Source organism: Agrobacterium sp. SORGH_AS_0440 (assembly GCF_031453135.1).
Classification (GTDB): domain Bacteria; phylum Pseudomonadota; class Alphaproteobacteria; order Rhizobiales; family Rhizobiaceae; genus Agrobacterium; species Agrobacterium pusense.
In genome coordinates this window covers 1076621-1099871 of sequence record NZ_JAVIYR010000001.1, presented here as the reverse complement: position 1 = coordinate 1099871, position 23251 = coordinate 1076621, and the positions used below count along the sequence as shown (strand labels likewise).

The window sequence follows — 23251 nt, the reverse complement described above, 5'->3', positions numbered from 1 at the left end:
TTAACCGCCGTCCTGCCGGTCTGCACTTGCCTGCAAGCGAGAAATTGCCGAGCCGATTGTCGCTAGTTCGGAAGTTCTCCTGCTCTCGTAGGGATATACGTTCTGTCCATCCGCAACGGCTTTGGCATTGACGGCGAGGTGATGGAACGGCCGGATAAACGAGACAATGAACAATGACATGAGGAGCAGAAGGAGCAGGGTCAGAAGAGACAAACTAATAAAAAGACCGCTGGAGAAGCTACTGGCCGCATTGCTGAATGCGTTCGCATCGATCCTCGCGACAATGGACCAACCGAACCTCGGTAGGCTTTGGTAGCTGGCCTCGGGAAGCGTGGCTACGAAGTAATTCTTGCCATCAGGCCATAACTCGAGGCTCACGCCGGTGGCACCTGTCCTTGCTCTTCGAAAGCTTGGCAGATCCAGGTTTGAAGGGCTCTCGTTCGTGGACGATATAACAGCCCTGCCCTCGGGATTGACTATGAGGACCTCGACGTCCAGGGCATCACTCAGCTCACGAATGTAGGCTTTTGCCCACTCCAGATTGAGATGAAGCCCAAGAACTCCTGTTACTGACTGACCAACACCGATTACAGGGGCTGCCAGGTCGAGGAACCGTAACGGCTCCCCACTTTCGGGAGCAGGAAGTTTAGCCGCAAGAAGAACCGCTTCGTGCGCATCCCCGGCGAAGTTGCCCTGAAGCCCCCTCTGAAACCACGGACGGGATGACACGTCGGCGCCGACCAACAGACCGTTTGACGCGACACGGACTTTGCCGTCATTTCCGGCATAACCTGCCCACGACACAACCCGTCCGCTTCCCACGAGCGTTGAAAGATCGTCCTGGATCTCTTCAGGCTGGCTCACCGCAAGCGACCTTCCCAGCGTTTCGAGGTTTGTCCATTCTCGATAAAGGGAAGCGGCGAAGGCTGTTTGAACGCCCCGTACCCTGGTTTCCACGGCAGTACGCAGACTTGCCTCCTGGAAACTGAGCATTCGATCGTCAATCACCTTGAACACAATCGCGGCACCGACGAGGATACAGGCAAACATGAAGCCCGCCGTGACCGCACTCAACGATGGCAGGCGACTTTTTGGTTCATTGGACATGGACACCCGCGCGTTTTGTCGTGTCAACCTCGACCGAAACTAGATAACGGCCGGCGGGCGAGCAATCTGCCGATTATCAGGGGTTGTTTTTTCGGCGTGAGGTCGCGAATTCGGATCTGCCAGGCATCGCGACCAACCTCGTTCCTGCACGGAGCCAATGTGACGAGCTTGGAAGGCTTGCATCCCATTGGTGTTGAGACGAACGAAGCATTTCGCCAAAAGCAGGTCGTGCCTGGCTCCGCCCGCCGCGGAGTGAGCGGCGAGGATTTGCAGGCGTGTCACGAGCTCTTGCGACGCCGCGAATTACGACGGTTGATCAGCGGCTTACGTTATACGACTGTCTGTCAGGCCAGAAACCCGCGTGACCGGGCAGCGTCGAGAGGGGATCAGGGGCCGAGAGCAGCGCGCGAGCAGCATTCGGCGACAAGGGCCGTGCGAGTAGAAAGCCCTGCAGATGATGGCAACCGAGGCTCTCCAGAGCATCGCGCTGCTCCGTTGTCTCAACACCCTCAGCCGTAATCTTCAACCCCTTGGCCCGCGCGACATTGATCATGGCAGTGACGAGGGCCCTGTTGTCGCTTCTGTGGATTTCCTCGATGAATGATCTGTCAATCTTGATGCGATCCACCTCAATCTTTTGAACCCGCGAGAATGACGAATATCCTGTTCCGAAATCATCAATCGCAAATCTTACTCCGGCTGCGCGCAGGGCCGCAATGGTCCGTTCCGATCGGCCGTCCTCTCCGGTAGCTGCGCTTTCCGTTATCTCGATTTCCAGGCGGTTAGCCGAAACCTTCCATTTTTCGAGCGCAGCAATCACGTTCAGCGGATAGGCCGGCGAACACAGTTCCAGCAAGGAGGCGTTGAGCGCGATGTCGATGTCGGGAAAGTGCGCCAGCATGGAACAGGCGTCTTCTAGCACAATGGCTCCGATTTCGTGGATCAAACCGCACTCTTCGGCCAGCGGAATAAACTCGCCGGGGCTTACGTATCCAAGTGTGGGGTGGTTCCATCGGGCCAGCGCCTCGAGGGAACAGAGCATCCCGTCCCGTGCTGAGAAGACTGGCTGATAGAATATCTCTATCTCCGCGCGGCCGTTGACCGCCTTCCGCAGGTCAGCTTCCATAGCCCTTCTCTTGCGAAGCAACTCGTCCATGTGCTCGCCGAATATTGCGTAAGTATTCCTGCCAGCTGCTTTGGCGTGATACAGTGCGATGTCGGCCTGACGTATCGCCTCGTTTGCATCAAAGGCGCCGTTCTTTACGGCCACTCCGACGCTGGCACCAATTGTGACTTGCGTCTCCTCGATCTCGAAAGGCAATCGAAGGTCGTCCACAATGGCTTTTGCAACATGCTCGGGCTTTAGCAAATCGTTCGATGTGACAAGGACGGTAAATTCATCACCACCGATCCGCGCAACAAGACTGTCGGGCAAAAGGCTCGTGAGCCGCGCCCCGACAAGTGATATCAATCTATCGCCTGCAGGATGTCCAAGTGAATCGTTCACCTCCTTGAACCTGTCGAGATCGATGAACAGCACGGCATGTGCCTCGTCTTCCCTCGCATTTTGCGCGGCGGTCGCAACTCTCGCATTGAATTCCGATCGATTGGCAAGGCCGGTTAGAATGTCGTGTGCCGCCTGATACTGCAACTGCTCCTGGTTCGCCTTCAATCGGTTCGAGCGTCTCCAGAGGGCGTTTCCGCCGACGCTCGCTGCACTGAATATGGCAAAAAAAGCAAATGCGATCGCGGGAATGGTAGCTTCAAGGACTTGCTGGCCGGGCCTGAACGGCTGCCATTCGAAGTAGCCAACGACCTGTCCGGATGTTGAATGCAACGCAAGATAAGAAAAACGCGGGTCCGTTGGCTGATGAAGGGCAAATCGAAGATTTTCGAACTGGTATTCCTGACCCACCGTTGCTGCGAGATCTCCGTCCAGAAATCGGACCGCAACATGCAGATTTTCTCGCCCCGGTTGCTGCTCGATATCACCCGTGTCGGAAACGATCGGTTTTATGCTTACGATCGCCGGACGTGAGCCAACGTAGACGATGTCGGCTTCTCCTATGGAGAGCACCTTGCTACTCGTTCCGTCCTGATCGCCTGCGATAAGGCGTTCCTTCAGCTTCGTCGCTAACGGGAGATAGGCGGTCCGCAAACCATCGGCGGTGGACGCGTCATTGTGATCGACAAGAAATTGGTAGATCGGATTAAGGTCCGCTGTCAGCACGATTGCTGCATCGTGTCCGAAATAGGTATTCATCCATACGCCGAGATTGGTTTCCATCCAGTCTGGATTACGGGCAAGGGAGTTCGTGACGGCGTCATCCCAGACAGTGGCGCTTTCCTGATCATGAGCAATCGATGACTTCAGTTTCGATACCGTCAGGGCGACCACGTCACGCTGCCTTGCAACTGCGATACCGTCGCTTGCGATCGCCGCAAAATAGAGTGACAAGAGAAGCAGCCCGCAAATGGCGAACGACGCCATGACGGGCAGGCTAAATCTCCAAAACCATTTCGACTGCAGAAGGGTTTGCATCGTTTCATATCCGCCTGTGTTTCGTCCAGACTACGTGAACGAAACTTAAAGCGGCTGGAACCAACATGGTTAAGTCCGGTCGAAATCGCTTTCGTACGGTGCCGCACAAAACGGTTTCGAAAGAGGGATTGCGCTGCCACGGAGCGACTTGGCAATCTCTCCATCGACATGGTTGTAACGCTGGTATTTTCATCCCGCAGGAGTAACACCCGGTGCCGGTCCGCTTCCAACTTGGCTGATGGCAACCTCTTGCCTTGCCGGCGCCTCAGCCCGACTGCAGAGTTGCCAGACGCGATGAGGCACCAAAATAACAGAAGATTTGGGCGACGGTATTTGTAAGTTCGGGCACGCGCTGCATCCGCTTCTCCTACCCCTGGCTCTGCAGTGGCAATTTTACCTGATGATTTCGTCTCGGTTGCGCTTCCTGGCGATTTGGCCATATTTGTCGGCTCAATAGTCACGGGGAAAGAAAAAATGTCGATAAATGCTAGGTCTCGGGTCGCGGTGGTGATGGCTGCGCTTCTCTTGGGGGCGAGCTCTGCGCTTGCAGAAACAGTGTTACACCGCGGTAATGCCGGCGAACCACAGACGCTCGATCAGGCACAGACCTCCATCAACATCGAGGCCTTCATCGTCAAGGATCTCTATGAAGGTCTGACCATCTATGACGCGACCGGCAAGATCATTCCGGGCACGGCCGAAAGCTGGACGCTGTCTGACGATGGTACCGTTTACACGTTCAAACTGCGCGCCGATGCGAAGTGGTCGGACGGTACACCCGTGACGGCGGAAGATTTTGTCTTCTCTTATATGCGCGTCGAAGACCCGAAGAGCGCAGCGAAATACGCCAATATTCTCTACCCGATCAAGAACGCCGAAAAGATCAACAAGGGCGAAACGCCTGTTGACCAGCTTGGCGTCAAGGCGGTGGATGACAAGACCCTGGAGATCACGCTCGAGCGGCCGACGCCGTTCTTCCTTGAACTGCTCGCCCATCAAACGGCTCTGCCCATTTCCAAGGCGAGTTACGAAAAGAACGGCGCGGATTTCGTAAAACCGGGCGTGATGGTGTCGAACGGCGCCTACAAACTCGAAGCTCATGTTCCGAACGACAGCCTCACTGTGGTCAAGAACACCAATTTCTGGGACGCTGCCAATACCAAGATCGACAAGGTGATCTTCTACCCGGTTGACGACCAGGCCGCCTCCGTTCGCCGTTTCGAGGCGAAGGAAATGGACCTCGCCTACAATTTTTCAGCTGACCAGATCGACCGTCTGCGCAAATCCTATGGCGACCAGGTGCACGTTTCACCGACGCTCGCGACCTACTACTACACCTTCGATACGCGCGAAGCGCCATATGACGACGTCCGCGTGCGCCGGGCGCTATCCATGGCTGTCGACCGCGACTTCCTCGCCAAGGAAATCTACAGCGGCTCGCAGGTTCCGGCCTATTCGATGGTTCCACCCGGCATGGATTCCTACGGTGAGCCCGCCAAGGCCGACTTTGCAACCCTGTCGCAGCTTGATCGCGAAGACGAAGCTCTAAAGCTCATGAAGGAGGCCGGTTACGGTGAAGGTGGCAAGTCTTTATCCATCGAAATCCGGTACAATACCAACCCCAACCACGAACGCGTTGCGACCGCGATTGCCGACATGTGGAAAAACACCTTCGGCGCCAAGGTCTCCCTCGTGAACCTCGACGTTGCCTCGCACTACGGCTACCTCCAGGAAGGCGGCAAGTTCAATGTGGCGCGTGCTGGCTGGGTCGCTGACTATGCGGATGCGGAAAACTTCCTTGCGCTCTCCATCTCGTCCAACAAGACCTTCAATTACTCGAAGTTCAACAACGCCGAGTATGATGCATTGCTGAAGAAGTCCTATGAGGAAAAGGATCCGGCAGCTCGCTCCAAGCTGCTGCACGAGGCCGAAACGATCCTCATGAAGGAACAGCCGGTAGCGCCGCTTCTGACACAGGCCGATCTTTGGCTGGTGTCCAACCGCGTCAAGGGTTGGGTGGACAACGCTGCCAATCAACACCTCAGCCGCTTCCTGAGCGTTTCCGAATAAGCAGCACTGGCACGGTGGCCCCGCCACCGTGCCATGCCGGAGCCCAAAAAAATGATCTCGTTTATTCTGCGCCGTTTGGCGAGCGCCGTGCCGACGTTGTTTATCGTCGTCACGATCTCGTTTTTCCTGATGCGTTTTGCGCCCGGTGGTCCGTTCAATCTCGAACGCCCCCTCCCGCCGCAGACCATGGAAAATCTGATGAGAACCTATCATCTGGATGAGCCACTATGGCGCCAGTATCTCATCTATCTCGGCAATGCCGTCACTGGCGATTTTGGCCCAAGCTACATCTATAAGGACAACACCGTCGCGCAGCTGATCGGCAAGGGCCTGCCCTATTCGCTCGAACTGGGTTGTTATGCTCTATTGCTGGCTCTGGTGGGCGGCGTGCTCGCCGGCACGCTCGCAGCACTCAGGCAAAACAGCGCTTTCGATTTCTCGATCATGTCAATCTCGACAGTGGGCGTCACCGTCCCGAACTTCGTCGTGGCCCCTGTTCTCACGCTTGTATTTGCCGTGCTGCTCGGGCTTCTTCCGGCAGGCAGCTGGGGTGACGGGTCGCTACGCTACCTCATTCTTCCGATGATCGCACTTGCGCTGCCGCAGCTTGCGGTCATTGCCCGGCTGACGCGCGGTGCCATGATCGAGGCACTGCGAATGGACCACATCCGCACGGCCAAGGCCTATGGCCTTCCAGCGCGCAGCGTCGTCGTTTTCCACGCCATGCGCGCGGCAATGCTGCCGGTCGTTTCCTATCTCGCTCCCTGCGCCGCCGCGCTTTTGACTGGCTCGGCAGTCATCGAAACGATCTTCACCATTCCCGGTGTCGGCCGCTACTTCGTTCTCGGCGCCATCAATCGTGACTATACGCTGGTGATGGGCACCGTTGTTCTCGTCGCCATTTTCGTCATCCTGTTCAATTTAGTCGTCGATATTCTCTACGGCCTTCTTGATCCGAGGGTCAGACATGACTGATAGCCCCGGCACTAACCCTCATTCGCAACAAATCAAAAGCCGCAGCCTGTTCCAGCTGGCAGTCCTGCGTTTCAGACGCAACAAGGCAGCCATGGCGGGTTCCGTCATGTTGCTCCTTATCACTCTGTTCTCGTTTGTCGGGCCTCATTTCCTGGCACATACCTATGATCAGGTGTTTTCCTCCTATGTCTCGGTGGCACCCAGTCTCGAGCCACGCCCGGATGTGAATAACCTTCAGGACGTGATGGAGGGTGTTGCGAGCCGGGCCCGCGTCGAGCTGAAGGAATTTGCCGTTGAAGGCCAGACTTTCACGGCGACCATCACCTCCAGCAGCGCAATCGATCCGCGCGCAACACGCTACTTCGACCGTGCCAATGAATTCAAAAATACCAAGGTGACTGCGACCGAAGACGACGGACGCACGCTGAAGCTGGAAGGCGACGTCAACCGCGAATACTTTTTCTTCGGTACAGATTCCAACGGCCGCGACATGCTTGCGCGCGTCATGCTTGGCGGTCAGATTTCGATTGCGGTCGGTGTCCTGGCGAGCCTCGTTTCCCTGGGAATCGGCGTGGTCTACGGTGCAACAGCGGGCTATATCGGCGGGCGCGTCGACAACGTGATGATGCGCTTCGTCGAAATCCTCTATTCACTCCCCTTCGTCTTCCTGGTTGTGGTTCTGGTCGTCTTTTTTGGCCGCAGCTTCATCCTGATCTTCCTCGTCATCGGCGCGGTGGAATGGCTGGACATGGCGCGCATCGTGCGTGGCCAGACACTCGCCTTGAAACGACGGGAATTTGTCAGTGCGGCGCAGGCTCTGGGACTAAGCGACTGGCAGATTATCCGCCGTCATATCATCCCCAATACGATCGGGCCCGTTGTCGTTTTCGTGACGGTCGTCGTGCCCAAAGTCATTCTTCTGGAAAGCTTCCTGTCCTTCCTCGGTCTCGGCGTTCAGGCGCCGTTGACAAGCTGGGGAGCGCTGATTTCCGAAGGTGCCAACAATATCCAGTCCGCCCCGTGGCTTCTGATATTCCCGGCGATCTTTTTCGTGCTGACCCTGTTTTCGCTGAATTTCGTCGGCGATGGGTTGCGTGATGCACTCGATCCCAAGGATCGTTGACATGAAGACGACAACTGACACCATTCTTTCCGTTCGCGACCTCAAGGTCGATTTCACCACGCCGGATGGCACTGTCCATGCCGTCAAGGGCATCGACCTTGACGTTAAACAGGGTGAAACGCTCGCAGTCGTCGGGGAGTCCGGCTCGGGCAAAAGCCAGACGATGATGGGCATCATGGGATTGCTTGCCTCCAACGGTGAGATCAGCGGCTCGGCGAAATATCGCGGAAGGGAACTTCTTGGACTGCCTGTCGGCGAGCTGAACAAAATCCGTGGCGCGAAAGTCACCATGATCTTCCAGGAGCCGATGACCTCGCTCGATCCTCTCTACCGGATCGGTGCGCAGATTGCTGAGCCGATCATTCACCACCGCGGTGGCAGTAAAAAGGAGGCGCGCGCACGCGTTCTCGAACTGCTGAGGCTCGTCGGAATTCCGGAGCCCGAGCGGCGTATAGACAGCTATCCTCACGAGCTTTCCGGTGGTCAGCGCCAGCGCGTCATGATCGCCATGGCGCTCGCGAACGAGCCGGACATCCTGATTGCGGATGAGCCGACCACCGCCCTCGACGTTACGATCCAGGCCCAGATCCTTGATCTTTTGAAGTCGCTGCAGCAACGCTTCGGGATGGCCATCGTGCTGATCACGCATGATCTCGGCGTCGTCCGCCACTTTGCCGATCGCGTCGCGGTCATGCGCCGGGGGGAAATCGTGGAGGCTGGGACAACGGAGGATATCTTCGAGCGCCCGAAGGCGGATTATACCCGGATGCTTCTCGATGCCGAGCCCCGAGGGAACAAGCCTGCAGTCAGCCGAGAGGCTCCGATCGTGCTTTCCGGCCAGAACGTAACGATCGATTACACAATTCCGGGCGGCTTCCTGTCGAAATCGAGCAAGTTCCGGGCCGTTGATGGCGTGAACGTCAATCTTCATCAGGGACAGACGATTGGCATTGTTGGTGAATCCGGGTCAGGCAAATCCACGCTCGGTCGCGCTCTGCTGCGCCTGATCCAGGCCGATGGCCGGATTTTTTTCGGAAAACAGGAAATCACCGGGCTTGATCGAAAGGCCATGCGGCCGCTACGGCGGCATCTCCAGCTCGTGTTCCAGGACCCCTATGGTTCGCTTTCGCCGCGACAGACAGTAGGCGAGATCATCACCGAGGGGCTCTTCGTGCACGACCAGGACCTCAACCGTGCGGAACGGGACAGGCGCGCAATCGAGGCGCTGAAGGAGGTGGGCCTCGATCCCGCCGCCCGCAACCGCTACCCCCACGAATTTTCCGGGGGGCAACGCCAACGTATCGCCATTGCCCGCGCCATTATTCTCAAACCAGAGGTCATCATTCTTGACGAACCCACGTCGGCGCTGGACCGGTCCGTTCAGGGCCAGGTTATCGACCTCCTGCGTGATCTACAGAAGGCCCACAGCCTTTCCTACATCTTCATCAGCCACGACCTGTCCGTCATCAAGGCCATTTCAGATTACGTCATCGTCATGAGAAACGGAAAGATTGTTGAGGAGGGAGAGACAAACGCCATCTTCAACCGGCCTTCGGCTGAGTACACTAGAACACTTATCAAATCAGCTTTTTCGCCCGCCGTCGTGCCGTAGATAAAAAAAGGAGCGCACGCAGACCGCAGCGCCGTAGTCCCGCCTGTGCGAAACCAGTTGCTTTTGGCAGGTGCTCATCAGGCTATGACGTCCGGCGCGGGTGGCACAGTGCAACATATCGGGGTTAGCACCTCCTTAGTCGCTCGATTGTGAGGCTCGCGACTTGTCAGAGCCTGCCGACCGTTGAGAGGTCGATGCGCTCGTTGCGCGCGTCATTGCAACCGGTATTGAACGCCGGGCACTATCGAGGGTGCTGTTTCGCAAAAACCTCAGGGCGCCTCGCCATTGCGGACGTGCGAGCTGACGACCACGCGTCATTCCTTAGGAGCACAGGAGCCCTGTTATTACCCGCCTGTCGCTGGTCGTCATTTGTTTACTCGCTCTTCGAATGTTCGATGACGTGGAAACGCCAGGAAAGACCGGCAATCGGACCATGCAAACTTCCGCCCTCATGAGCCGTTGAACGCCACTCGACCGACCAGAGGCGATCGTCCTCCTCACTCGAGGATCGATCGCAAGTACGTTGCTTGACATAAACTGGCTTCACCCAAGCACCGGATTGATCTATCGTGTTAGCAGACATGACAGTCGATGTGCATCCGGACGGCGAGGGTCGCCAAGGCAATGTCCGGCCGCGACGATCTCGCCAAGCGGGCGCGAAAGGTCGAGGATCCGCTGAAACTGGTCATCGTCCGCGACATGTGGCTGACGGGGTTCGATGCGCCATGCATGCACACGATGTATATCGACAAGCCGATGCGCGGTCACGGGTTGATCCAGGCGATTGGCCGCGTCAACCGTGTCTTCGAGGAGAAGCCAGACGGCCTCGTGGTCGATTACATCGGCATCGCCACCAACCTGAAGAAGGCGCTCGCGCAGTATTCCCAATCCGATCGAGACAAGACAGGGATTGATGAAGAGGAAGCCGTCGGCCGTCCTCCTGGAGAAATACGAGATCGTCCGGGGCATGTTCACCGGGCATGACTACAGCCTGGGTGTCACGGGCAAGCCTATCGAGCGGCTGAAGGCGCTGGCAGACGGCATCGACTGGATCTTGAAGTGGCAGCAGGCGGAAGCAGCAAAAGTCGAAAGCCCAGAGGTCAAGAAGCAGGCGCATCGCCGATATCAGGATGCGGTTTTGGAGCTGAGCAAGGCCTATGCCCTTGCCTCCGCCAGCGATGCGGCAACGGAAATTCGTGATGAGGTGTGCTTCTTCCAGGCCGTTCGCGCCGCTCTGGTGAAAACCACGGCTACCGGCAAGATGTCCGACAAGGCCAAATCAATGGCGGTGGAGCAGCTTCTCAACCAGGCCGTAGCCAACGCCGAGATCGTAGACATCCTGAAGGCTGCGGGGCTGCAGTCGCCCGACATCTCTGTTCTCTCTGACCAGTTCCTGATGGACGTCCAGAAGATGGAAAAGAAGAACCTCGCGCTGGAAGCTCTGAAGAAGCTTCTGAACGGGGAGATCAAGAGCCAGTCCAAAACCAACGTCGTTCAGTCCAAGACCTTCTCTCGACGCCTTGAGGAGGCGGTGGCCCGGTATCATGCCAATGCGATTTCGACGGTCGAAATGATTCAGGAACTGATCGCGCTGGCGAAGGAGATCCAAACGGCGACCGCACGTGGTGATGAGCTTGGTCTCTCTCCGGAGGAGATCGCCTTTTATGACGCGCTTGCTGGCAATGAGACGGCCGTCGAGGTCATGGGTAGCGAACAGTTGCGTGTGATCGCCCACGAACTGGTCGAGAACATGCGGGGCTCAGTCACCGTTGATTGGCAACACAAGGCAAGTGCCCGCGCCAGGATGCGCATCCTAGTGAAACGCATCCTCAAGAAGTTTGGATATCCGCCAGATCTGGAATAAGGAGGCCATACAAATGGTGCTCGCACAGGCAGAGCTACTTTTGCATGAGATAAGTCGAGGCTGAAGAAAACGCCACTGCACTCTTTGGTCAACCAAGAGCGAAGCGAACTTTTTCGGGGCCTAGGCACGAAGACTTTACCCACGGTGCGACGTTCGCGACACTTATCTAACAGCCAAGCCAACGATGATGATCCTCACACAACAATTATGTGGGTCATTTTGTGGGGCGAAGGCGCAAATTAATTACGACGCATTGATAAAATTACGCTTTTTTGCATCAATGGCGGAGAGGGTGGGATTCGAACCCACGATACCCTTGCAGGTATGCCGCATTTCGAGTGCGGTGCATTCGACCACTCTGCCACCTCTCCGCATGCGCGAACGCTTGCGTTGCGCGCTCCTCTTAAACATCAATGGCCGGGCTGACAAGCGGAATTTCGCGTTTGCGTCACAAATTATTCGTCTTGAACGAGCTCACGGAATGGGGTTGGAGTTTGATTGTTTTTGCCGATAGTTACTGATGACACGCCTCGGATTTTGCCAGGCGGGTGTGATTGATCGATCAGGTCTACTGGCGCTGATAGCGCCGGAGGATGTCCATGATCCGGTCATCCTGATCAGGATCCGGCAGGAGCGCCGGCTGTCGGCTGGCGCCGACGGAAGGGTTCTGGAGATAAAGCGAACGTTTTACCATGGCCGGCGCGAAACCGAGGGCATAAAGATCGGTGCGGAAAGCCGCATAAATGGCCTGCTGGCGTTCGGCTTCGGCGATGTCGCCGGCGTTGAAAGCATCAAGAATGCCGGCGAGGACGTCCGGAAGTGCGTTGCCGAGACCGGAAATGCAGCCTGCCGCACCGTTCTGCAGCGACCACAGAACGAGATGGTCCGGGCCGGAATAGACCTCGAAGCCGGGCACATCCTTCGCCACCCGAAGATAGGCTTCGAGCGTCTGCTGTGCACCGCCGGAATCCTTGATGCCGGCGATATTGCCGTGAGTGGCGAGCTTGCGGGCGGTTTCCGGTTCTATGTGGTTCTGGGTGCGGGCGGGAATGTCATAGAGATAGACCGGCGTGTCGACAGCGTCGGCCACCGTCGAGAAATGGCGGATCAGGCCATCCTGCGTACAGGCGATGAAGAAGGGCGTGATGACGGCGATGCCGTCGACACCAATACGGTCGAAGGATCTCGCGAGCTGCAGGGTTTCGAATGTGGCCGGCATGCCAGCATTCACGATGACCCTGGCGCGGCCGGCCACCTCATCCACCACCTCCTCCGTCAGCCGGATCTTTTCATCATGCGTCAGCGCGGTAAAATCGCCGTTGGTACCGGCGCACATGATGTTGTTGCCGGCGGCTACCTGGCGGCGCACCTGCGCACGCGTCGCCTCATAATTGATGGTTTCGTCTTCATTAAAACAGGTGACGAGCGCAACGAAGGCTTGTTTGCTCATGAAAGAACTCCGCTTGAATTTCCGGTGGCCTGGACAGGCGATGCAGCGTTATGTCCGGCCTCCCTATCGGGGTCGGGGTCGAGACTGGCTGAAAGGAGCGCGCGCGTGTAAGCCTCGCCCGGCGCTTCGAAAATCTGGCGGACGGTGCCGAATTCCACCACCTCCCCGCGCTGCATGACCATGACGTGATCGGCAAAATCCCGCACCACCGGCAGGTCGTGAGCGATGAAGATAAAAGAGAGGCCCATTTCGCGGCGCAGCTTGTCCAGCAGCGCAATAACCTGCGCCTGAACCGAAACGTCGAGTGCAGAAACCGCTTCGTCGCAGATGATCAGCTTCGGCTCCAGCGCCAGCGCCCGGGCAATGGCGATGCGCTGCCGCTGGCCGCCGGAAAACTGATGCGGATACCGGCGCATATGATCCGGTGAAAGACCGACCTGCTGCAGCAATTCGGCAACCCGTTCGCGCCATTTCGCCCTCGGCACTATGTCCGGATGGATGACCCAGGCTTCGGAAATCAGCTGGAACACCGTCATGCGGGGATTGAGCGACTGGGTAGGGTCCTGAAACACCATCTGCAGATCGCGCCGAAGCGCATAAAGCTCCGCTGGCGACAGCCTGAACAAGTCACGCCCCTTCCAGACGGCGCTGCCGGCATCCGGCTCATCGAGCCGCAGCAGGATGCGGGCGAGCGTCGACTTGCCGGAACCGCTTTCGCCGACGACGGCGATGGTTTCTCCGGCCATCAGGTCGAAAGAGACACCTTTCAACGCCTCGAAGGCGCCGTAACGCTTGCGCACATTGCGCACGCTGAGCAATGGCTCACCCGTTGCGTTCGGCTCATGCATCTCGCCCCGGCCGGGGGCGGCGTTGATCAGCTTGCGGGTGTAGGGGTGCTGCGGATTGCAGTAAACCTCGCGAACGGTGCCGGCCTCTACCAGAACGCCCTTCTCCATCACCACGACCCGGTCGGCAATTTCGGCGACTACGCCGAGATCATGGGTAATGATGAGCACTGCCATGCCCGTTTCCCGCTGCAGTTCCCTGAGCAGCGAAAGCACTTCCGCCTGCACCGTCACGTCGAGCGCGGTGGTGGGTTCGTCGGCGATCAGAAGATCGGGGCGCAACGCCAGCGCCATGGCGATCATCACGCGCTGGCGCTGGCCGCCGGAAAATTCATGCGGATATTTCGTCAGCGCCCTGTCAGGATCGGGAATGCCCACACGCGCTATAAGCCGCCTCGCTTCCGCTTCTGCCTCGGCCTTGCCCATGCCATGCGTGGTCATTGCCTCGCGGATCTGCCAGCCAACAGTATAAACCGGGTTGAGATGGCTGAGCGGATCCTGAAAGATCATGGCGATGCGCCGGCCGTTGATCTCGCGGCGCGCCTCGGTCGGCATGGTCAGCAGGTCCTTGCCGTCGAGCAATATTTCTCCACCGCCGATGCGGCCGGGCGGCATATCGATGAGGTTCATGATGGCCGACGAGGATACCGACTTGCCGGAACCGCTTTCGCCAAGGATCGCCAGCGTCTCACCTCGGTCGATATGGTAGGAGACATCCTTCACCGCATGCACGACACCGCTTACGGTGTGGAATTCCACGGAAAGATTGCGCACCTCGAGAAGATGATCAGCCATTTTTACGGCCCTTCATTTCCAGCCGCCAGCGCTGCACCGGGTCGAGCGCGATGCGCAGCCAGTTGGACAGCAGGTTGAGCGACAGGGTGGTGAGAATGATGGCTAGCCCCGGCCAGAAGGACAGCCACCAGGCATTGGTGAGATATTGCCGCCCCTGCGAAATCATCAGGCCCCAGGTGATTTCCGGAGGCTGAATGCCGATGCCGAGGAAGGACAGCGCGCTTTCCGCGAGCATGACATAAGCGAAATCAAGCGTTGCCAAGGTCGTCAGCGTCGGCAGCACCACGGGCAGGATGTGGCGGAAGAGGATGCGTTTTCCCGAAGCGCCCATGACCCTTGCCGCCTGCACGAACATCCGTTCGCGCACCTCCAGCACCTCCGCCCGGGTGGTGCGGATATAAACGGGAATCCGTGTGATGGCGAGTACCAGCATCAGGTTGAGGATGGAGGAGCCCAGCAGATAAAGCACGATGACCGCAATCAGCAGCGATGGAAAGGACATGATCACATCCGCAAGCCGCATGATGATCTGGCCGGTGCGGCTGGAGGAAAAACCGGCGATGAGGCCGAGTACAGTTCCGGTGACGGCGGAGAGAAAAACCGCGCCGGCGGCGATCATCATCGTGTTTTGTGTGGCGGCGACGATGCGCGCGAGAAGCGGGCGGCCGAGTGCATCCGCCCCCAGCCAGAAATACCACTCGCGCTGCCAGTCAAACGGTGCAAGGTTGCGCCCGCGCAGGTTCTGTTTTGTCGCGAGATCGCCGAGCCAGGCCGGGCCGACAAAAGCGAGAATGACGACAATGACGAGAAAGATGGCCGCGCAGAGCGCAAACTTGTCCGCCCACAACATGCGCAGCATGCGGGTTGCGAAAGACGGTTCATCGATGATCTCAGTATCGGCGTTCATAAGGCTCATGGCTGGACGACCTCCTCAGTGCCGGATGCGCGGATCGAGCAGCGCATAGGCGATATCGATCAGAAGGTTCATCAGGAAGATGGCCAACGCCGTGACGAGGATGGCGGCCAGAACGACATTGAAATCCCGCTGAAGGATGGAATCGATCATCAGCTTGCCGACACCAGGGAAACCAAAGATGGTTTCAACCACGACGGCGCCGTTGAGAAGGCTCGCCGCCTGATCGCCGATAACGGTGATCACGGGCAACATGGCATTGCGCAAGGCGTGGATGAAGATGATCGGACCCGATTTCACACCCTTGGCGCGCGCCGTTTTGACATAGGCCGAGGACAGCGCGCCGATCATCGAGCCGCGCACCACCTGCACGATAATGCCGAAGGGGCGTACAAACAGAACCGCGACAGGCAATATCCAGTGCAGCACGGACCCTGTGCCCGACGTGGGAAGCCAGGCCAGGTTGACGGAAAAAACCACGATCGCAACGATCGCCAGCCAGAAATCCGGCACGGATGCCCCGATGAGTGAGATACTCGAAGCGACGCGGTCAAAAAAGCCGCCGGAACGGAACGCCGCGAGCGAGCCGATGATGATGGCCGCCGTGGTGACCAGCGACATGGTGATAACGGCAAGCCAAAGCGTCCAGACGAAAGCCTCCAGCACCACATCCAGCGCCGGGCGCGCCTTTCGGAGGGATTCACCCAGATCACCCGTCATCACATCGCCGGCATAGCGCAGAAACTGCACCATCAGCGGGTCGTTCAAACCGTGCAAGGCGCGAAACTGCTGCTTCAATTCCTCGGACGCTTCCACCGGCAGAAACAGCGCCGCAGGGTCCCCCGTCAGACGGGACAGGAAGAAAACCATCACGATGAGGCCGATCAGGGAGATCAGGCTCGCAAAGGAACGTTTTCGGATGAAGCTCAGCATTGTTGCCTCCGGTTTTTCAATGCGGCGGCGAAGCTTCCGCCGCGCCGCCGCTTCTTCATTGACAGGACGCGGGACCTTATTTGATGCCGATTTCCGAAAGCTGCAGCATCGAGTTGGTGGCAATGGTCGGCTTGAAGTCCAGCCGCTCGGAGACACGGGAGAAACCGACCATGTGGAACAGCAACACATCCGCCACCACGTCATCATGCAGATAGGCGATGAGTTCGGACCAGAGCTTGGCGCGCTCGTCACCCACGGCTGCGGAGGCGCGTTCGATCAGATCGTCCACCTTCTTGTCAGAAAAGCCGGACTGGGTACCCTTGGTGGCATATTTGAAGAACATCGTGAAGGACGGGTCGCCCTTGGAATTGTCATGCATGGCGGCGACGATCTGCGGTCCACGGCCTTCCTTGAATGGCTTCGAATAATAGCTTTCGTGCTCGGCCACTTCCACGAATTTCAGGTCGATCTTGAAGCCGACTTCCTGCAATTGCTGCTGGATCGCTTCCATGATCTCGGTAACGTTCGGGAAATTCGCCGTGCGCGCGATGACGGTGATCGGTGTATCCACCTTTACGCCGGCGGCCTTTGCCTCTTCGAGCAGCTTTTTTGCACCCTCAGGGTCATAGGGGAAGACCTTGACGTCGGGATTCCAGCCGAGCGTGGTCGGCGGAACCAGCGCCGTCGCCAGGACCGCTCCTTCGGGAACCAGCGTGCCGAGAAATGCCTGCCTGTCGATGGCAAGGTTGAGCGCGCGGCGCACCCTGACATCGTTCAGAGGCGCAATATTATGATCGAGGCGCATATAGACCGTTTCACTGTCGAGATAGGAAAAATCGGTCTTAGGATTTGTCGCGTCTAGCTGTGAAATGGAGGGGGAGAGATCGGCCTCGCCAGTCTGCACCATGGCGGCCCGCACCGAGGGATCGGCGCGAAAGAGATAGGTCGCTTCCGTGACCTGCGGCTTCTTGCCCCAATAATCATCACGCGACGTCAGTACGATCTGCTGGCCGGGAGTCCAGTTGGTCAGCTTGTAGGGCCCGGTGCCGACAGGCTCGCGGATGAATTCCATCTTGGTTTCTTCGGGAACGATGGTCACGAGCGACATCAGCAGCGGCAGGATCGGCTGGGCCGGATCCGTCTTGAAATCGATCGTATGGTCGTCGACAACCGTCGGCGTCACCGTCATGCCGCCGAAATAGCGACGGGACTCGCAGGCGTTCTTGTCGCTCATGATGCGCTCGAAGCTGTGCTTCACATCCTTGGCGTCAAAATCCGTACCGTCGGAAAATTTCACGCCCTGACGCAGGTGGAAGCGCCAGCTGCCATCCGAGTTCTGCTCCCATTTTTCAGCAAGGCGCGGCTGAACGCCGTTCTTGCCGCGCACATCAAGCTCGGTCAGGGTCTCACTGACATTTTCCATAATGATACGGCCAATGTTGGAGCGCGTGGCCATGCAGGGCTCAAGCAGGTCCGCTTCTTCCGCCAGCACGATCTTGATCGGCCCCGAAGCTGCAAACGCCGGCGAGCCGGCGGCGCTGAGGGAACCCAAAACAAGGGCGCCCGCAATCAATGACTTCTTCATTCCGTTCTCCTCCCAGATCAGAAATTCAGCAACATGGCGGTGGACCGCAAGAGGCAGTTGAAGGCCCCGTCTCCCGCATCGGGGAGCATGGCGTGCGGATGATCGTCTCCTCCACCCGTCATCAAAGCATCGACGCTATCGCATTTTTTGTCAATTTATTTTTCCTTACCGATTTCAGATCAGTCTCGGTTTATAATTTTTATTGTTGTAAATCAACACATTAGATATAAAACTCCGAATGAATATCACGATATTTTCTACATAATAAACTTGACAACTTTTCGAATATGCCATTTTCATCTGCCCAAGAGGAGATCAAGATGACCCCTGATGACATCGCTCAGGCCATGACCGGAGATATCCACGTCACGTCAGAAAAACGGCGTGAAGCCTTTCTGCCATCGCCCATGATCCAGAACCATGCGAGCTTCCTGCATCTTCTGGACGATGGCGCGCTGCTCTGCGCATGGTTCGGGGGAACGCTCGAGGGAAAGTCGGATATTTCCATCTTCGCATCCGTGCTGACGCCCGGAGCCGGACGCTGGGGAGCGCCGCAGCGCCTCAGTCATGATACGGCCCACTCCGAACAGAATCCTGTTTTTTTCACTTCGCCGGATGGCGCGCTCTGGCTGTTTCACACCGCCCAGCCCTCCGGCAATCAAGATGAGTGCCGCATCCGCATGGCCAAAATCCATCGTAATCGGTCGGAACCGGAGAAGCTCATTTCGGAGGACGGACGATTTCTCGATCTTCCCGAGGGCTGTTTCATCCGCGCGCCGCTGCGCATCCGCGATGATGGAGCGTGGCTGTTGCCGATCTTCCGTTGCGTTCAGCGACCCGGACAGAAATGGAACGGCAGCCACGATACGGCAGCGCTCGGCATTTCCACGGACGATGGCGAGACATGGACATTGCAGGAATTGCCGGACTCGATCGGCTGCGTGCATATGAGCCCGGTGGCGGGAACGGACGGGCAACACTCCGCTTTTTTCCGCCGCCGCCAGGCCGATTTTGTCTACCGCACCGAAAGCAAGGATGGCGGTCGCTCATGGTCAAGGCCGCATCCGACCGATGTGCCGAACAACAATTCTTCCATCGCCGTGACAAGGCTCGGTAGCGGCCGGCTGGCAATGATTTGCAATCCCGTCAACGCCGCCCAGTCGAGCGACCGCCGCGCCTCGCTTTATGACGAACTCGGAGAGGACGATGGCAGGCCGGATGCTGATCCAAGCGGCGGATGCGTGCCCGTCTGGGGGGTGCCGCGCGCACCCGTCACAATCTGCCTTTCCGATGACGACGGGCGCAGCTTTCCGACCCGTATCCTGATCGAGGACGGGCCGGGCACATGTCTGTCGAACGATTCGACGGATGGCCGAAACCTGGAAATGTCCTATCCATGGCTTCTGGAGACACCTGACGGTGCGCTGCACGCAAGCTACACCTATCATCGTCGCGCCATCAAATATGTGCGGCTGGAGCCCGGCTGGGCCGAAACTGCGGACGGGAGAAAAAGATGAGCAATATTATCGGCATCACGATGGGCGATCCTTGCGGGGTTGGTCCCGAGATCACTGTCCGGGCATTTGCTGAAATGTCCGCTCCCGACCAGGCCGCAACGCGGATTTACGGAAACCTCGCCACGCTGGAGGCAGCACGGCAGGCGCTCGGTCTCGATATCGATCTTGCCCCGCACGTGGCAGACTTGCCCGTTGAGGGTGCGCCTTTGCCCTGGGGCACGCTTTCACCGGTGGCCGGCGACGCCGCATTCCGCTTCATCGAAACGGCTGTGCGGGACGCCGAGGCAGGGCGGATCGGCTGCATCGTCACCGCGCCGATCAATAAGGAAGCGTTGAACCTTGCGGGCCATCATTATGACGGCCACACCGGCATGCTGCGCAGCCTGACAGGTGCCTCGGCCGCTTATATGCTGCTCGCGTCCGAGCGGCTGAAGGTCATTCATGTTTCGACCCACGTCTCGCTGCAGGAGGCCATACGCCGGGCGACGACGGAGCGGGTGCTGGCCACCATTCGCGCCGGCAACGCCCACTTGAAGCGCATCGGCTACGAACGACCCCGCATCGCGGTGGCGGGCATCAATCCGCATTGCGGCGAAAACGGTCTTTTCGGCACCGAGGACGACGATCAGATCGCGCCGGCGGTTGCGGCCGCACGCGCCGAAGGCATCGAGGTACAGGGGCCTGTTTCCGCCGATACCGTATTTCATCGCGCCTATTCAGGCGCTTTCGATCTCGTCGTCGCGCAATATCATGATCAGGGGCATATCCCCATCAAACTCGTCGCCTTTGACACCGCCGTCAATGTCTCCGTCGACCTGCCGATAGACCGTACCTCCGTCGATCACGGCACCGCCTTCGACATAGCCGGCAAGGGCATCGCCAATCACGGCAACATGAATGCGGCCATCGCCTATGCGCGCAAGCTCGTGGCAGGCAAGGGTGGAAAGGGATGAGCACCATGTCTACGGCTCCCATTCTTATCCACCAGCCGCGCAGGCTCGCGGTTGGCGCAGGCACCGTCACGCAGGTTGGTGACTGGGCCGGCAAAACCGCCTCAACACTGGTAATCGCAACGCCGCTGACGGCAAAATTCGCCGAACGTCTGCAACTGCAAGGGCCCTTTGCCGTCTTCGACGCCATTCCGGGTGAGCCGGATACGGCGACACTGGACGCCGCTCTCAACGCGGCGCGCACTGCCAGGCCCGATCTCATCATCGGCCTCGGCGGCGGTTCGGTGATGGATGTGGCAAAGCTTGTCGCCGCATTGTGGAATTCAGATCAGACGCTCGAGGACGTCGCCGGACCTAACAAGGTCGCCCGTCGCGATACGCGCCTCGTGCAGATAGCAACCACGGCCGGCACCGGCTCGGAAGCAGGCATCCGCTCACTGATCACCGATCCCCTCAGGGGCACCAAGATCGCCGTCGAAAGCCCATATCTGATCGCGGATTTCGCTATTCTCGATCCGGAACTCACCTACTCCGTACCATCGGCCGTAACTGCGGCAACAGGCATCGACGCCATGGCCCATTGCGTCGAAGCCTTTACCAACCGCAAGGCCCATCCGATGATTGACGGCTTTGCCCGCATGGGCTTCACGCTGGTCGGGAAATATCTCGCCCGCGCCGTTCGCGACGGATCGGATACGGAAGCGCGGGAAGGCATGATGCTCGCCTCCTATTATGGCGGCATTTGCCTCGGGCCGGTCAACACGGCGGCCGGCCACGCCATCGCCTATCCGCTCGGCACGCGTCTCAGCCTGCCGCACGGGCTGGCCAACGCCATCGTCTTTCCACATGTGCTGGCCTTCAATCAGCCTGCGGTTTCCGCGAAGACGGCGGAAGTGGCCAGAGCGCTGGGGCTTCGTGACCATCTCTCGCCCGGTGATCTGCGCAAGGCAGCAACCGATTTCTGCGCGGCGCTCGGCATCGAAATGTCGCTTGCCAAACACGGAGCAGCCGAGGCCGATCTGACCCGCTATGCCGAGGATGCCCATGCCATCCGCAGGTTGATGGATAACAACCCCGTCGACATGACCCTGCAGGACGTGCTGGGAATTTACCGTCACGCCTACTGAAGCAGAACCGATGCGCGTGACCGCGCATCGGTTCTCGGGCCGTTTACTTGAGCCGCCTAATCTCCGTGCGATGACTCGAAAAGCCGGTCGCGCGATCCTGTCAGGTGCTGCAGCATCAATTGGCGGGCTGAATCGGCATCTCCATCCGCGATCGCCTTTGCGATGGCCTCGTGCTCGGCAAAAACGCGGGTCAGGCCTGAGGCCTCGCGCTTTACGGACATGCCGTGGAATTTCATCCCGACCGCGATATGATCCTTGAGAGCCTCCATCGCGGTGGAGAAATAGCTGTTCCGCGCCGCCCGCGCGATGGCAAGGTGGAACTGATAGTCGGCATCCTCGCGGTGGGACTGGCGGTTGGTCGCATCCCGCATCAGCTCAAGCGCCTTCCTGATGGCCGCAAGTCTTTCGGCGTCATGCCGTAATGCCGCGGCAGCGGCCGCCGCGGGCTCGAGCGTCAGCCTGAATTCGTAGCAATTCAGAAGGTCCGCAACGTTTTCCAGCTGTCCGAAGCCAAGCGGTTCACGCAAACCGAAGGCCCGGACATAGCTGCCGGAACCTCTGCGGGAGTAAATAAAGCCCTGCTCGCGTAATCGCCGTAGTGCCTCGCGAACGACCGGCCGGGACACTTCGAATTCCATGGCGAGTTCATGTTCGGTGGGCAATCTTTCATCCGGCTTGTAGGCGCCGGATTTTATCGCCCGGTGCATCCTTTCGAAAATAATGTCCGGAAGTGCCTTGCGCGCCGTTTCTTTCATCAGCCCCATCTGGTCAGCTCTCTCCAGCATCTGTCGCGCCAAGCATCATTTTCGCGATACGTTTCAATGTGTCAGCTTGCCCAAAACCGCCCGATTTCGCAATGATACATTGGTTTCCCGCCCAGCCGACACCGAGGCCCGGCAGGCACTCGCCGGCAAGACGCAGCCGCAAAATGCCCATCGCGCGCAGCACCGCCTCGGCCGTTGCCCCACCCGACAAAAGCAGCCTGCCCGCGCCGGCCGTGAAGTGCGGAACGACCCCTTCCGCCAGCCGGTCTGAAACTTCAAGCGAAGAAAGATACTCATTCCCCTGGGTTGCCTGAATGAGGGAAAGGTCGACGGCTTCGTCCGCGTCCCGAGGAACGGCACCGTTGGGCGCTTCAATGATCGACACCAGATCCGCGCTCTTGAGGACGTCAATCTGCTCCAATGTAATCGGATCGCGGGAACCGATGACAAAGATCCCCTTGCCAGGTGGAACGGTTGCAACATCGGGCAGGACGCGTGCCGACATCACCGCCGCCAGAGTCTCTGCAAGACCACGCGCGCCAATGAAAAGATCAACCCCTTCAGCCTGCGCGGCAGAAAGGGCCTGCCTGATATCCTCAGTCGTTCGCGCATCGGGTATCGAACAACGCAGGGCATGTCTTCCCAGTTTTTCATCAATCGCGATGGCGGTTTCAACCCCAAAGCCCGAGACGGCGCCGCCGCTGACGATACGTCCGAAATCCGGAATCGCCGGCACGACAAGAGCGCGCCGGAAAGAAATTGCATCCATTTCAGCCGCAATATGTCCCTTCAGGCGGGAATCGATCTTTTTGAACAGGATCGTGTCGGCTGGAACCAGTGCCAGTAGTTCCTGTGTGCGACGTCGGGCCTCGTCCGCCTTCCCATCGCGGCATCCAAGATTGACGCTGAGAACGGCAGGGGCAGCGGCCAGCGCCGCATGCACGCCTTCCAGCCCCGTTGCCACCTCTGTCGCCATTCCGCGCCCGGCAAAGGGGGCGGCCGCGTCGAGCGCGCCGGTCAGATCATCGGCAAAAATCAACAGCACGGCATCGCCTTCGAAAAGTTGTAAGGTTTTACAT

At 58.5% G+C, this 23251-nt stretch carries 18 protein-coding genes and 1 tRNA gene; 9 read left to right on the top strand and 10 right to left on the bottom strand.

The annotated features are described in order from the left end of the window. Both QE453_RS05045 and QE453_RS05040 read right to left on the bottom strand, forming a co-directional pair. Positions 1–1107, bottom strand: a complete 1107-nt coding sequence (locus QE453_RS05045; RefSeq protein WP_004437381.1) for a cache domain-containing protein — start codon at positions 1105–1107, stop codon at positions 1–3. A gap of 316 nt (positions 1108–1423) precedes the next feature. Beyond that, complete coding sequence (locus QE453_RS05040) at positions 1424–3649, bottom strand: EAL domain-containing protein (protein ID WP_309776516.1); 2226 nt, start codon at positions 3647–3649, stop codon at positions 1424–1426. A 474-nt stretch (positions 3650–4123) separates the two neighbouring features. On the opposite strand from QE453_RS05040, the gene QE453_RS05035 reads away from it, so the two are divergent. The 6 genes from QE453_RS05035 (at position 4124) to QE453_RS05010 (ending at position 11293) form a co-directional block, all read left to right on the top strand. Continuing rightward, positions 4124–5719 (top strand): peptide ABC transporter substrate-binding protein, encoded by a 1596-nt coding sequence (locus QE453_RS05035; RefSeq protein WP_244455914.1) that lies wholly within the window; start codon positions 4124–4126, stop codon positions 5717–5719. Positions 5720–5770: 51 nt separating this feature from the next. Further along, on the top strand, positions 5771–6694 hold the full coding sequence (oppB, locus tag QE453_RS05030) for an oligopeptide ABC transporter permease OppB (RefSeq protein WP_004437372.1): 924 nt from the start codon (positions 5771–5773) through the stop codon (positions 6692–6694). Beyond that, positions 6687–7817, top strand: a complete 1131-nt coding sequence (locus QE453_RS05025) for an ABC transporter permease (protein WP_004437370.1) — start codon at positions 6687–6689, stop codon at positions 7815–7817. Before oppB ends, QE453_RS05025 begins: the two co-directional genes overlap by 8 nt. Position 7818: 1 nt before the next feature. Continuing rightward, positions 7819–9429: an ABC transporter ATP-binding protein gene (locus QE453_RS05020; RefSeq protein WP_244455915.1), complete on the top strand. Its 1611-nt coding sequence runs from the start codon at positions 7819–7821 to the stop codon at positions 9427–9429. Positions 9430–10020: 591 nt separating this feature from the next. Next, complete coding sequence (locus tag QE453_RS05015; protein WP_309776515.1) at positions 10021–10413, top strand: UvrB domain 3-containing protein; 393 nt, start codon at positions 10021–10023, stop codon at positions 10411–10413. Continuing rightward, positions 10343–11293, top strand: coding sequence for a DUF3387 domain-containing protein (locus QE453_RS05010; protein ID WP_309776514.1), 951 nt, complete (start codon positions 10343–10345; stop codon positions 11291–11293). The genes QE453_RS05015 and QE453_RS05010 overlap by 71 nt, the downstream gene beginning before the upstream one ends. A gap of 281 nt (positions 11294–11574) precedes the next feature. On the opposite strand, the gene QE453_RS05005 is transcribed toward QE453_RS05010, so the two are convergent. From QE453_RS05005 to QE453_RS04980, 6 genes are all read right to left on the bottom strand, one after another. Further along, positions 11575–11664: transfer RNA gene (locus QE453_RS05005), tRNA-Ser, on the bottom strand. A gap of 197 nt (positions 11665–11861) precedes the next feature. After that, on the bottom strand, positions 11862–12743 hold the full coding sequence (locus tag QE453_RS05000; RefSeq protein ID WP_153776517.1) for a dihydrodipicolinate synthase family protein: 882 nt from the start codon (positions 12741–12743) through the stop codon (positions 11862–11864). Continuing rightward, the gene (locus tag QE453_RS04995) at positions 12740–14383 is read right to left on the bottom strand and encodes an ABC transporter ATP-binding protein (RefSeq protein ID WP_244455958.1); all 1644 of its coding nucleotides are present in this window, start codon (positions 14381–14383) and stop codon (positions 12740–12742) included. The genes QE453_RS05000 and QE453_RS04995 overlap by 4 nt, the downstream gene beginning before the upstream one ends. Continuing rightward, complete coding sequence (locus QE453_RS04990) at positions 14376–15299, bottom strand: ABC transporter permease (protein WP_022563330.1); 924 nt, start codon at positions 15297–15299, stop codon at positions 14376–14378. Before QE453_RS04990 ends, QE453_RS04995 begins: the two co-directional genes overlap by 8 nt. A gap of 15 nt (positions 15300–15314) precedes the next feature. Next, a complete protein-coding gene (locus tag QE453_RS04985; protein WP_100911294.1) occupies positions 15315–16229 on the bottom strand; it encodes an ABC transporter permease in 915 nt (304 codons plus the stop codon). 76 nt (positions 16230–16305) lie between these two features. Further along, positions 16306–17814 (bottom strand): ABC transporter substrate-binding protein, encoded by a 1509-nt coding sequence (locus QE453_RS04980; protein ID WP_004437354.1) that lies wholly within the window; start codon positions 17812–17814, stop codon positions 16306–16308. Between the two features lie 320 nt (positions 17815–18134). On the opposite strand from QE453_RS04980, the gene QE453_RS04975 reads away from it, so the two are divergent. The 3 genes from QE453_RS04975 to QE453_RS04965 are packed head-to-tail and all read left to right on the top strand — an operon-like array spanning position 18135 to position 21408. Continuing rightward, on the top strand, positions 18135–19331 hold the full coding sequence (locus QE453_RS04975; protein WP_125271004.1) for an exo-alpha-sialidase: 1197 nt from the start codon (positions 18135–18137) through the stop codon (positions 19329–19331). After that, positions 19328–20284, top strand: a complete 957-nt coding sequence (pdxA, locus tag QE453_RS04970) for a 4-hydroxythreonine-4-phosphate dehydrogenase PdxA (protein WP_125271005.1) — start codon at positions 19328–19330, stop codon at positions 20282–20284. Before QE453_RS04975 ends, pdxA begins: the two co-directional genes overlap by 4 nt. Continuing rightward, positions 20281–21408 carry an iron-containing alcohol dehydrogenase gene (locus tag QE453_RS04965; RefSeq protein WP_100911293.1) on the top strand — a complete coding sequence of 376 codons (1128 nt, stop codon included), beginning with the start codon at positions 20281–20283 and terminating at the stop codon, positions 21406–21408. The genes pdxA and QE453_RS04965 overlap by 4 nt, the downstream gene beginning before the upstream one ends. 56 nt (positions 21409–21464) lie before the next feature. On the opposite strand, the gene QE453_RS04960 is transcribed toward QE453_RS04965, so the two are convergent. Next, entirely contained in the window at positions 21465–22172 is a 708-nt protein-coding gene (locus QE453_RS04960) for a FadR/GntR family transcriptional regulator (protein ID WP_004437348.1), read from the bottom strand. A gap of 4 nt (positions 22173–22176) precedes the next feature. After that, the gene (locus tag QE453_RS04955) at positions 22177–23217 is read right to left on the bottom strand and encodes a four-carbon acid sugar kinase family protein (RefSeq protein ID WP_309776513.1); all 1041 of its coding nucleotides are present in this window, start codon (positions 23215–23217) and stop codon (positions 22177–22179) included. Positions 23218–23251: the final 34 nt, after the last annotated feature.